10 protein-coding genes are annotated in these 12,006 nt (G+C 69.4%); 3 read left to right on the forward strand and 7 right to left on the reverse strand.

The genetic code is table 11. The features are described from left to right. Positions 1–39 precede the first annotated feature (39 nt). On the reverse strand, positions 40–1,290 hold the full coding sequence (locus ABRP18_RS17190) for a PLP-dependent aspartate aminotransferase family protein (protein ID WP_061015883.1): 1,251 nt from the start codon (positions 1,288–1,290) through the stop codon (positions 40–42). Positions 1,291–1,402: 112 nt separating this feature from the next. Here ABRP18_RS17190 and ABRP18_RS17195 point away from each other — a divergent pair, with 112 nt between their 5' ends. Together ABRP18_RS17195 and ABRP18_RS17200 are read left to right on the forward strand one after the other, a co-directional pair. Beyond that, positions 1,403–1,870, forward strand: a complete 468-nt coding sequence (locus ABRP18_RS17195; protein ID WP_052748772.1) for an Lrp/AsnC family transcriptional regulator — start codon at positions 1,403–1,405, stop codon at positions 1,868–1,870. A gap of 83 nt (positions 1,871–1,953) precedes the next feature. Then, positions 1,954–3,663, forward strand: a complete 1,710-nt coding sequence (locus ABRP18_RS17200; RefSeq protein ID WP_061015885.1) for an AMP-binding protein — start codon at positions 1,954–1,956, stop codon at positions 3,661–3,663. 4 nt (positions 3,664–3,667) lie between these two features. Here ABRP18_RS17200 and ABRP18_RS17205 read toward each other — a convergent pair whose 3' ends face one another. Then, positions 3,668–4,090, reverse strand: coding sequence for a hypothetical protein (locus ABRP18_RS17205; RefSeq protein ID WP_349885095.1), 423 nt, complete (start codon positions 4,088–4,090; stop codon positions 3,668–3,670). 134 nt (positions 4,091–4,224) lie between these two features. Then, positions 4,225–5,697 carry an MATE family efflux transporter gene (locus tag ABRP18_RS17210; protein ID WP_349885096.1) on the reverse strand — a complete coding sequence of 491 codons (1,473 nt, stop codon included), beginning with the start codon at positions 5,695–5,697 and terminating at the stop codon, positions 4,225–4,227. Positions 5,698–5,851: 154 nt separating this feature from the next. Here ABRP18_RS17210 and cycA point away from each other — a divergent pair, with 154 nt between their 5' ends. Next, a complete protein-coding gene (gene cycA / locus ABRP18_RS17215; protein ID WP_349885097.1) occupies positions 5,852–7,321 on the forward strand; it encodes a D-serine/D-alanine/glycine transporter in 1,470 nt (489 codons plus the stop codon). A gap of 17 nt (positions 7,322–7,338) precedes the next feature. Here the strand turns inward: cycA and ABRP18_RS17220 are convergent, their stop codons facing one another. The 4 genes from ABRP18_RS17220 to ABRP18_RS17235 form a co-directional block, all read right to left on the reverse strand. After that, positions 7,339–7,764 carry a DUF2871 domain-containing protein gene (locus ABRP18_RS17220; protein WP_349885098.1) on the reverse strand — a complete coding sequence of 142 codons (426 nt, stop codon included), beginning with the start codon at positions 7,762–7,764 and terminating at the stop codon, positions 7,339–7,341. A 146-nt stretch (positions 7,765–7,910) separates the two neighbouring features. Then, a complete protein-coding gene (locus ABRP18_RS17225; RefSeq protein WP_046748595.1) occupies positions 7,911–8,534 on the reverse strand; it encodes a response regulator transcription factor in 624 nt (207 codons plus the stop codon). After that, complete coding sequence (locus ABRP18_RS17230) at positions 8,531–9,754, reverse strand: sensor histidine kinase (protein WP_349885099.1); 1,224 nt, start codon at positions 9,752–9,754, stop codon at positions 8,531–8,533. Before ABRP18_RS17230 ends, ABRP18_RS17225 begins: the two co-directional genes overlap by 4 nt. 73 nt (positions 9,755–9,827) lie before the next feature. Next, positions 9,828–11,951 carry an MMPL family transporter gene (locus tag ABRP18_RS17235; RefSeq protein WP_349885100.1) on the reverse strand — a complete coding sequence of 708 codons (2,124 nt, stop codon included), beginning with the start codon at positions 11,949–11,951 and terminating at the stop codon, positions 9,828–9,830. Positions 11,952–12,006 lie beyond the last annotated feature (55 nt).

Genomic DNA, 12,006 nt, shown 5'->3' on the forward strand with positions numbered 1-12,006 from the left:
GCGCCGAGCCGACGGGTTCGCGGGCGCTGAGTCACCCCCTCAGGCGCGCACTGCCCCCCGGTGTGCGTCGCGCGAGGAGGTGACCCGGTCGGTGAGCGGCGCTTCATCATCGAAGGCCGGTACGGCCGCAAAGGCCTGGGCGAGATCGGAGATCAGGTCGTCGACGTCCTCCAACCCGATCGACAGCCGGAGCACGTCGGCTGCCGGACGGGCCTCGGGCGGCACCGGCCGATGGGTGAGCGCCGCCGGATGCTGGATCAGCGAGTCCACACCGCCGAGCGAGACCGCGTGCGTGAACAATGCGGTCGCCGTCGTGACGGCGGAGGCCGCGGCGAACCCGCCACGCATGCGCATCGCGATCATCGCGCCGGTGCCACGCATCTGCCGCTGCAGGATGCCGCGCGGGTCGCCGTCGAGTCCCGGATAGAACACCTCCGCCACCTCGGGCCGGTCGCTCAGCCACTGCACGATCCGACGCGCGCTCTCCTGCTGGTGCCGCACCCGCACCGGCAGCGTGGTGAGACCCCGGTGCAGCAGATAGGCCCCGAGCGGATGCAGCAGCCCGCCGGTCACGGCCCGCACGCGGCGCAGCGCCTCCGCGGTCTCCTCGCTGCAGGCGACCACGCCGGCGATCACATCGCCGTGGCCGCCGAGGTACTTCGTGGCGCTGTGCAGTGACATCGCGGCCCCCAGATCGATGGGGTTCTGCAGCACAGGGGTCGCGAACGTGTTGTCGACCACGACCGGGACCGCGCCCGCCTGCCGCACCACGTCGGCGATGTCGGCGATGTCGAGGGTGGGGTTCGCCGGCGTCTCCACCACGACCAGGCCGGTGTCGGGGCGCATGGTCGCCGCCACTTCGTCGGGGTGGCAATAGGTGGCCTCGACACCGAGCAGCCCGGAGCCGAGCAGATGGTCGGTGCCGCCGTAGAGCGGACGCACCGCGACGACGTGCCGCGCGCCGGTGGCTCCGGTGTGAGCGAGGATCACCGCCGTCATCGCGGCCATGCCAGAGGCGAAGGCCACGGAGGCGTCGGCGCGCTCGAGCTCGGCGAGCGCCTCTTCGAACCGAGCCACCGTCGGGTTCCACAGCCGCGCGTAGACCATGCTGCCGTCGGCCGGGGGACGACCGCCCGTCGCCATGGCCTCGTACGAGTCGCCACCGCGCTCGATGTCGGGCAGCGGATTGGTCGTCGACAGGTCGATCGGCAGCGCATGCACCCCGAGACCCTCCAGATCGGAGCGCCCGCTGTGGACGGCGACGGTATCGGGATGCAGCGGTGCAGTCATGACTCCACGTTGCCGGAATCACGGCAGAAGCGCAGGAATTCGACAGAGCACGCCGAATCGAGGAACCGGAACGCTATTGTGTGCAATGTCCCGCAGGCGAGGAGGCCTCACGTTGGCGAAAGCACAACTCGACGAGATCGACCTCGAGCTGCTCGCGGTGCTGACCCGCGACGCCGAGACCACCAACAAGGCGCTCGCGCATCGGCTCGGTCTCGCCGAATCCACGTGCGCGCATCGGGTGCGGGCACTGCGCGAGCGCGGTGTGATCCGCGACACCCGTATCCGCGTCGACGGGGCGGCTCTCGGCTTCCCCCTGCAGGCGATCATCAAGGTGCGCCTCGCCAACCACACCGGAGCCAAGGTCACAGCGCTCTTCGACGCGCTCGCCGGCATCCCTCGTGTCCTGCAGGTGTTCCACGTCGCCGGTGTCGACGACTTCCTGGTGCACGTCGCCGTGCAGGACGCGACGGCACTGCGCGACATCGTGCTCGAGCACATCACGATCCACCCCGTCGTCCGCGGCACCGAGACCCAGCTCGTCTTCGAGCTCCGCGACGGACCGGGGGTCCTCTCCCCCTGACCGCTCTCCTTGGCTGACCGTTCTCCTGGCACCGACCCATGGGCCAGGATGGAGTGCACGCCAGCAAGGAGCAAGGGAGCACCATGAGCCGCAGCGCCACCGCCGCCACGCACACCATCCGGGAGATGCGGGACTTCCTCTTCACGAACGCGACCGACTACGCCGCGGCGCGAGAGGGATTCGTCTGGCCCGAGGTCGACGAGTTCAACTTCGCGCTCGAGTGGTTCGACGTCATCGCCGGCGAGAAGCCCGACCGACCGGCCGTGCAGATCGTGGAGGCCGATCTGAGCCTGCACTCCTGGACTTACGGAGAGCTCTCGACGCGCTCCGACCAGGTGGCCGCCTGGCTCACCCGCATCGGTATCCGCCGCGGCGACCACGTGATCGTCATGCTGAACAACACGATCGAGCTGTGGGAGGTGATGCTGGCGATCACGAAGGTCGGAGCCGTCTCGATCCCGACATCCACGCTCCTGTCCGCGGCGGATCTCGCCTACCGCGTCGATCACGGGCGCGCACGAGCTGTCGTCACGCTCGGAACGCTCGCCGACCGCCTCACCGGCATCGACCCCGGCATCCTGCGCATCGGCGTGGGCGCTGACCTGCCGTCCGGATGGGCGCCCTTCGACGACGCCGCAGCGGCGCCCACGAGCTTCGAACCCGACGGCCCCACCCCGTCATCCGACACGGCACTGCTCTACTTCACCTCCGGCACCACCAACCGGCCCAAGCTCGTGCAGCACACGCACGCCTCGTACCCGATCGGACACCTGTCGACCATGTGGTGGCTCGGCGTGCGCCCCGACGACGTGCACCTGAACATCTCGTCGCCGGGGTGGGCCAAGCATGCCTGGTCGAGCTTCTACTCGCCGTTCCTCGCCGAGGCGACCGTCTTCGTCTACAACTACGCCCGCTTCGACGCGAACACCCTCATGCAGGTGATGGACACCCATCACGTGTCGACCTTCTGCGCGCCGCCGACGGTGTGGCGCATGCTGATCCAGGCCGACCTCGCCCGCCTGACGCACCCGCCACGCGAGCTCGTGGGCGCGGGAGAACCCCTGAACCCCGAAGTCATCGACAGGGTGCGGGAAGCCTGGGGCGGAACGATCCGCGACGGTTTCGGACAGACCGAGATGACGGCCTGCATCGGGAACTCTCCCGGGCAGACCGTCAAGGTCGGGTCCATGGGACGACCTCTGCCCGGGTACCCGGTCGTGCTGCTGGACCCCGTCACAAGAGAGGTCGTCGACGGAGAGGGCGAGATCGCGCTCGACCTGGCGCACCCGCCGCTCGGGCTCATGGCCGGGTACTACGACGACCCTGAGAAGACCGCGGAGTCCCGGGCGGGCGGCTACCACCACACCGGCGACATCGCCGTGCGCGACGACGAGGGGTACCTCACCTACGTGGGTCGCTCCGACGACGTGTTCAAGGCCTCGGACTACAAGATCTCGCCCTTCGAGCTCGAGTCGGTGCTGCTCGAGCATGAGCTCGTGGTCGAGGCGGCCGTGATCCCGAGCCCCGATCCCACGCGCCTGGCCGTGCCGAAGGCCTACGTCTGCCTTACTCCGGACTCCACGAACACCGAGACCGAGGCGGCGCGTGCGATCTTCGCGTACGCGCACGAGCGCCTGTCATCGCATCTGTGGGTGCGGATCATCGAGTTCGTGCCCGAGCTGCCGAAGACGATCTCGGGCAAGATCCGCCGTGTGGAGCTGAGGGCGCGCGAAGCGGAGCGGGTGCAGTCGGGCGACGAGAGCGGACAGCACCGCGACCGCGACTACCGCTGAGCGCTCAGCGGACGATGGCGATCGAGGCCGTCGCCGGTCCGGTCTTGGTGAGCACCGGCTTCGACGTCGGAGCGGGGGGAGCCTTCGAGGCCGGGATCGCGGTCGGCAGTGCCTCCTCGACCGTGCGGTCGGTGCGCCCGACACCGCCCGCGTCGACGATGGCACGCACGATGCTCCCGACGATCAGCATCGCCACGAGCGATCCGCCCGCCAGGATCGGCGGCGTCCAGTCGCGCGCGAACGACGCCGCGAAGCTCATCAGCGCTCCCACGATCCACAGTCCCACCGCGCCCCCGGCGAGCCCACCGGCTCCCCGGACGATGGCGACCGCCGCGACGATCGCGAAGATGGCGGCGAGCGCCGCACCCACGTAACCGATCGGCACCATCACCGCAGCCAGATCGCTGGCCACTCTCAATGTCGTCATGACGACCCCCCGTCAGTGGTTACTCCACTCATTCGACATTAGAAGTGTCTCCCGGGGAGGGCATCCGTCTCAAGTGCGATCCGCATCATCCTGGAGAGGGATATCCGTGCACTGCGGACAAAGCGACGAGATCGTCAGCGACGGCGCGGCCAGCGCAGGCGGCGCGCGCGGAGGACGCGGACAGGCTGGGTGACGACGGCGTCCACGACCATCGACCCGTCGGTCGGCCCGACGATCGCGATGGCCGAGGTCTCGGTGGCCTCCGCCGGGTCGATGGGCAGCCGACCGAGGGCGCGGTGCGCGCGGACGTACGCGGGGACGAGCAGGACGATAGCGCCGAGCCAGGCGAGCGGGTTGCTGAGGGCGACTCCGTCGAATCCGATCCACGCGCCCAGCACGATGGCCGCTCCCACGCGCATCACGAGCTCGATCACGCCGGTGACCGTGGGGACGAGCGTGTGACCGAGTCCCTGCAGGGCTCCCCGCAGGACGAACAGCATGCCCAGCGCCCAGTACCCGCATCCGTTGATGATGAGCATCCGATGCGCCTCGTCGACGACGTCGTCCGACCCCTCGCCGATGAACAGACGCACCATCGGCGCACCGAAGGCGATGAGCAGTCCACCGAGTACCAAGCCGGCGACGACGGCCATCCAGGTCGCCTCGACCACACCGCGACGGATGCGGTCGGGACGCCGACCCCCGTGGTTCTGCGCGGCGTACATCGAGACAGCGAGTCCGAGCGATGACAGCAGGGCCACCGCGAGACTGTCGACGCGGGATCCGGTCGTGTAGGCCGCGACCGCATCCGCCCCCAGGGTGTTGAGCGCGACCTGTACGGTCAGCGTGCCGAGCGCGATGATCGACGCCTGGAATCCCATGGGCAGACCGAGGCGCAGGTGCTCAGCGACGTCACCGCTGGTGATCCGCCAGTCCGCACGGCGCAGGTGGAGCATGGGCAGCCGACGACGCACGAACTCGAGGCACAGGGCGACCGAGACCGCCTGGGCGACCACGGTCGCGAGCGCGGCTCCGCCCACACCCCACTCCAGCGGCCCGACCATCAGGACGACGAGCCCGACGTTCAGGGCGCACGACACGGTGAGGAACACCAGCGGGGTCTTGGAATCTCCGATCGCACGGATGATCGCGGAGAGATAGTTGAAGAACATCGTCGCGCTCGCGCCGAGGAAGCTGATCTGGGTGAAGATCGTGGCCTCGGCCATCAACTCGGGCGGCGTCTGCAGCAGCGCGAGGATCGGACCGGCGAGGAGGGGCGCTCCGATCGTCAGGATCACACTCGTGATGGCGCTCAGCAGAACACCGGTCGCGACCGAACGGCGCACGGCGGCGTCATCCCTCGCGCCGAAGGCCTGGGCGATCGGGATCGCGAAACCGCTCGTCAGTCCCCAGGCGAACCCGAGCAGCAGGAACAGCAGGCTGCCGGTCGCGCCGACCGCCGCGAGGGAGGTGACGCCGAGGTGCCGACCGACGACGATGGCATCGGCGAACTGGTACAGCTGCTGCACCACGTTCCCGAGCAGAAGGGGGATGGAGAAGGCAAGGATGACGCGCCACGGGCGGCCCGTGGTGAGAGAGGTGGCCATGAAGGAGCGGCTCGCAGAACTGGGGGGTGATCGGGGGTGCGACAAGCCTATCGAATCGATTCGGCGCGACGGAATACCGGATCTCGATTCCGAGCATCGCGCGGTCGACGGGTACCTTCGGATCGACGCAGTCGACGACGACCGGAGGAAGAAAGTGACCGAGCAGTACACGGGGGAAACCGGACGCGAGCGCGATGTCGTCGCGGACGGAGAGGAACAGCACCTGCGGCGCGCACTGAGCAACCGCCACATCCAACTGCTCGCGATCGGCGGCGCCATCGGCACCGGACTGTTCATGGGCAGCGGCAAGACCATCTCGGTCGCGGGTCCATCCGTGATCTTCGTCTACATGATCATCGGCTTCATGCTCTTCTTCGTCATGCGGGCGATGGGCGAACTGCTGCTGTCGAACCTGAAGTACAAGTCGTTCAGCGACTTCGCGAGCGATCTGCTCGGCCCGTGGGCGGGGTTCTTCACCGGCTGGACCTACTGGTTCTGCTGGGTGGTCACCGGAGTCGCCGACGTGATCGCGATCGCCGGTTACACGGACGCACTCATCCCCGGAATCCCGCTGTGGATCCCCGGCATCCTCGTGATCGTGATCCTGCTCGCCCTGAACCTGCCCACCGTCGCCGCGTTCGGCGAGATGGAGTTCTGGTTCGCGCTGATCAAGATCGTCGCGATCGTCGCGCTCATCGTCACCGGACTCGTGATGATCTTCACCGGGTTCCAGCACGACGCCGGCACCGCGAGCTTCTCGAACCTGTGGGACAAGGGCGGCATGTTCCCGCACGGATTCATGGGCTTCGTCGCCGGGTTCCAGATCGCCGTTTTCGCCTTCGTCGGCATCGAACTCGTGGGAACCGCCGCGGCCGAGACCAAGGACCCGAAGCGCAACCTCCCCAAGGCGATCAACGCGATCCCGATCCGCGTGCTGCTGTTCTACGTGGGCGCGCTCATCGTGCTGATGGCGGTCACCCCGTGGACCGAGTACGTGGCAGGCGAGAGCCCCTTCATCGCGATGTTCGCCCTCGCGGGTCTGGGCATCGCCGCGACCGTCGTGAACCTCGTGGTGCTGACCTCGGCCATGTCGAGCGCCAACTCCGGCATCTACTCGACCTCGCGCATGGTGTTCGGACTCGCACAGGACGGCGACGCCCCGCGCATGTTCGCCCGCCTCTCCCGCCGCCGCGTGCCGCAGAACGCGCTGTTCCTGTCGTGCATCCTGCTGCTCTCCGGTGTGGTGCTGCTGTATGCGGGCAAGGACATCGGCACGGCCTTCGACATGGTGACGACGGTCTCGGCGCTGTGCTTCATGTTCGTGTGGACGATCTTCCTGTGCAGCTACCTCGTGTACCGGCGCACGCGCAAGGACAAGGTCGCCGCATCGACGTTCCGACTGCCCGGCGGCGTGTTCATGGTCTACGTCGTGCTGGCGTTCTTCGTGTTCATCCTGTGGGCGCTCACGACCCAGCCCGATACGTTGACCGCGCTGCTCGTGACACCGATCTGGTTCGTGGTGCTGTTCGTGGCGTGGCTGTTCGTGCGCCGCTCACCGAACCACCTGGCGCGGCATGCGGCACACATCGCCCACCTGCGCGACGACTCGGTGGAGGCGGACTGACGGTTCCCCGTTTCGAATCAGGCGACGGCCGGCTTCGGGACGAACAGGCGCTTGCGGAGGGCGAGGAACAGCAGGATCATGCCGGCGCTGAGGAGGATGTGGCCGAGGCCTGCGATGCCGGCGATCATGCCGCTCGACTCCTGGCCGAGCACCGTGAGGCTGCCGTGCCAGATCATCATGGCCGTCGTGAGCACGAGGCCCGCGTTGTACAGCCAGAAGAACCAGCCGAACAGGCGGCTCTCGGACAGCGTGAACGCTTTCTCGAGGAGCAGGACGATCAGCAGGACGACGAAGCCGAGCACGAGCAGGTGCGTGTGCACCAGGCCGAGCTGCGTCGGCTCGCCCTCGGGGAAGTCGTTGATCTTGGTGAACTCTCGGTAGAAGAGTCCGGAGGCGACGCCCACGAGCATGTAGGCGAACGCGGCGGAGAAGAGGCGGCGCATCGGAATCCTTTCGGTCTGATCCCAGCCTCGCCGGGGTGACCGTTCCGGGGATCCATCGAACGGTTGAGAACGGGCCCGTCGAGGGCGCAGCCGTTCGAAAGACCCAGCCGCTCAGAGGACCCAGCCGCTCAGAGCAGACAGACGGCTCAGAGCAGACCGGTGTCGTGCGCGATGGCGATGGCGCGTGCACGGCTGTCGGCGCCGAGCTTCTCGAACACGTGCACGAGGTGGGTCTTCACGGTGGCCTCCGTGACGAACAGGGTCTTCGCGATCTCGCGGTTGGATGCTCCGGTGTCGAGCAGACGCAGCACCTCGAGCTCCCGGTCGGTCAGGCGCACCCTCGGCGCACGCATCACCCGCACCACCCTCTCGCTGAGCTCGGGGGTGAGCACAAGCGCCCCCGACGCCGCCTGGCGGATCGCGCGCGCGATGTCGTCCGGCGCCACATCCTTGAGGAGGTAGCCCGCGGCTCCCGCCTCGATGGCTCCCAGGATCTCGGCGTCGCGGTCGAACGTCGTCAGGATCAGCACCGCGGGTGCCGGTTCCTGCGCGCGGAGGGCGGCGGTCGTCTGCACGCCGTCCATGCCCTCGCCGAGCCGCAGGTCGCACAGCACGACGTCCGGATGCAGGTGCCGCGCAAGGGCCACGGCCTCCTCACCGGATGCCGCTTCCCCCACCACCTCGACGTCATCGCGATGGTCGAACAGCGAGCGCACCCCGGCCCGGACGATGGGGTGGTCGTCGACGAGCAGCACGCGCACCGCGGTCATCCCTCCCCTCCGTTCCGTCGCCCCTGAGCGGTGCCGCCGAGGGGGATGTGCGCCGAGAGCGCGGTGCCGTCTCCCGGGGCGCTCTCCACGTCGAGCCCTCCGCCGAGTTCCCGCAGGCGCGCGCGCATCGAACGCAAACCGTAGCCACCACCCGTGCTGCCGACGCCACCCTGCGCGTCCCGCTGCCGGTCCCACTGCCGCGCGTCGAAACCGATCCCGTCATCGACGATGTCGAGCCGCACCGCGTCGCCGGCGTCCGCGAGGGTGACGACGACCCTGGTCGCGGATGCGTGGGAGCGGACGTTCGCGAGGGCCGACTGCGCCGTGCGCAACAGGGCGACCTCGGCGTCGATGCCGAGCGACGGCAGGTCGTCGTCGGCGTGCAGCGTCGCCTCGATCCCGGTCTCCTCGGCGAGGCGCTCGAGCATGCGGGCCAGGGCGTCGCCGAGCGCGGTGGATTCGAGCTCGGCCGGCATCAGGGCGTTCACGATGCGCCGCGCATCGGCCATCCCCTCCGCAGCGAGCGCACCGATCTGTTCGAGGGCACGGGTACGCTGCGCCGGGTCGTCCGCCTCCAGGGCGGACCGTGTGAGCATCCCGATCGACGACAGGCTCTGCGCCACGGTGTCGTGGATGTCGCGCGACACCCTGGTGCGCTCCTCGCTCGCCCCCGACTCGCGCTGGGTGCGAGCCAGCTCGTCCTGCAGCGCGGCCATCTCCTCCTGGGTGGCCACGAGCGAGGCGATCAGTCGGCGTCGCTCCCGTCCATCGCGGACGAGCTCGAGGTATCCGCGGGAGATCCCTAGAGCGAAGACTCCGCCGACGAGAGGCCCGATCACGTTCGCATAGGTCGTGGTGCCGGTGTGCAGCAGCGGAGCGGTCACCACGACGACGAGGACGGCCGCGCTGAGCAGCAGCGCCCAGCGCAGGCGCATCACGAACCCGGCGAGCAACCACAGGGGGAACGCGAGCCAGACGAACTCCGGCGACACCACGACCGCGCCGAGCCAGATGAGTGTGAGTCCGAGCAGCCACCACGTCGCCAGACGGCGGTCGGAGGTGCGCTCGCTGAGCAGCAACCCTCCTCCGTACCAGCCGAGGAAGACGAGCGAGAGGGCGAGCACCCACGGCAGCGGGACGCCGTCCGCCGCCGCGCGCCAGACTCCGACCACGAGCAGCACCACGGTGATGACGGCCTGGCCGATCCGGATAGACCCCACCAGGCTCGCCCACGTGCGCGGAGCGCGAAAGCCTGCCGCACGCTCCGGCCGCGACGACTCCGGCCGCGACGACTCAGCTCGCATCTCGGGTGCTGGGGACGGCGGCATGCTCGTATTCTCCCCCGTCCGGCCGTTCTCCGCCTCGATCCGCCCGGGATCTTCTCCGCCCTGCGGTTCCCGGCCACCACATCCGCTCGCCGACGATCGCGAAGATCGCCGGAACCACCAGTGTGCGCACCACGAAGGTGTCGACCAGCACTCCGATGCCGACGATGAGCCCGATCTGCCCGAGCGTGACCAGGGGCAGCAATCCGAGCGCGGCGAACACCGCGGCGAGCACGACACCCGCACTGGTGATGACGCCACCCGTCGCCGTGAGTGCGCGCACCATCCCCTGACGGGTGCCGACGGTCCGTGCCTCCACGCGAGTCCTGTGGACGAGGAAGATCGTGTAGTCGATCCCCAGCGCCACGAGGAACAGGAACGAGAGCAGCGGCACCTGCAGGTCCAGCGCCTCCCATCCGAACAAGACTCGGCTCAGCCAGGTGCCCGCACCGATCGCGGCGACCGCGCTGAGGATGTTCACCGCGAGCAGCAACACGGGTGCCACCAGGGAGCGCAGGAGCACGATGAGCACGAGCAGACTGACCGCGAGCACGAGGGGAACGATCAGGAGCAGGTCGTGCTGGTTGCCCTCGCGGGCGTCGAGGTCGGCCGCCACCGGGCCACCGACCACGGCGTCACCGGGCACGGCGTGCGCGGCCTCTCGCACTGCCCCGACCAGGTCGAGGCTCTCGGGCGTTCCCGGCGCGGGATGTCCCACGACGAGCAGCCGGACGAGCGCGCCGTCGGTGCTCTCCCCCGTCGTCGACACCCGGAGCACCCCGGGCACATCGCCGATCGCCGCGGTCAGCGCATCGGTGTCCGCCACATCGCCGATCACGATCATCGGCTGGGCCTCTCCCGCGGGGAAGTGCTCGCCGAGCGCTGTGAGACCCGCCGCCGACTCGGAAGCGACACGGAACTTCTCGACTTGCGTGAGCCCGACCGAGGCCCCCGCGAGACCACCCGCGAAGACGCCGAGCAACGCGAGCGCACCGACCAGGGGCACCCACGGGCGCAGGGAGACGCGCTGCGCCACCGCACCCCACACACGACCCGTCACGGCGGCGTCGCCCACCCGCGGCGCGAACGGCCAGAAGAGGCGCCGCCCGCATACGGCGAGCGCGGGTGGCAGCACCAGCAGCACGGCGGCGAGCGCGATCAGGAGTCCCACGGCCGACGCGATACCGAGCCCGCGTGTACCGGGGATCACCGCAAGGGTCAGGGTCGACAGAGCGAGGACCACGGTCACGTTCGAGGCGACGATCGCCGGTGCAGTGGCCCGCCATGCGCCCACGAGGGCACGGCGGTGGTCGGTCTCGCGCGCGAGCTCCTCGCGATAGCGCGAGATCAGCAGGAGGGCGTAGTTCGTGCCGGCGCCGAAGACGAGAACACTCACGATGCCGGAGTCGAACTGCAGTCCGAGACCCGCCCCGATCGCCGCCGTCGCCTTGTTCGCGAGCTGATCGGCGAGCGCGACCACCACCAGGGGGACCATCCACAGCACAGGCGAGCGGTACGTGACGATGAGCAGCAGCGCCACGATCCCGAGGGTCACCATCAACAGCGTGAAGTCGGCTCCGTCGAACGCCGAGGCGACGTCCACACCGAACGCCGGTCCGCCGGTGACCTGTACGCTCACCCCGTCGATCGGATGCTGCGTCACGGTGCCGCGCAGATCGCGCACGGCGTCCGCGGCGGCATCGTCGTCTTCCAGGGTCAGCGTCGCCTGGATCGCCGCGGCCTCTCCGTCGTCGCTGACGATCGGTCCGTGCGGCTCGCGCCCGGTCTCGGCTCGGACGTCCGCCGCGAGATCGGAGAGGGCGTCGAGGTCGGCATCGCCGAGCTGCGCACCGTCGTCTCTGGTCGCGACCAGGAGCACGGTGCCCTCGTCCGCATCTTCGAAGCCCGCGGCGAGCACGGCCGCCCGCGCGGATTCGGAGTCCGGCGGAGCCACATCGTTTCCCGCGGGGAGCGATGCCCGACCCAGCGCGCCGAGCAGAGCGGTGAACGCGACGAGCGCGACGAGCAGGGAGATCCACCCGCCGCGCCGCGAGGTGAGCCACAGGGGAAGGGAACGGAGGGTGCGGAGCATGCATCCAGTCCAGCCGCCGCCCCCGTCGCGGGGATCGGACAGGGGGCTGACACCC

Origin of the sequence: Microbacterium sp. WHRI 7836, assembly GCF_040223885.2 — a bacterium.
In the GTDB taxonomy this organism is placed as follows: domain Bacteria; phylum Actinomycetota; class Actinomycetes; order Actinomycetales; family Microbacteriaceae; genus Microbacterium; species Microbacterium oxydans.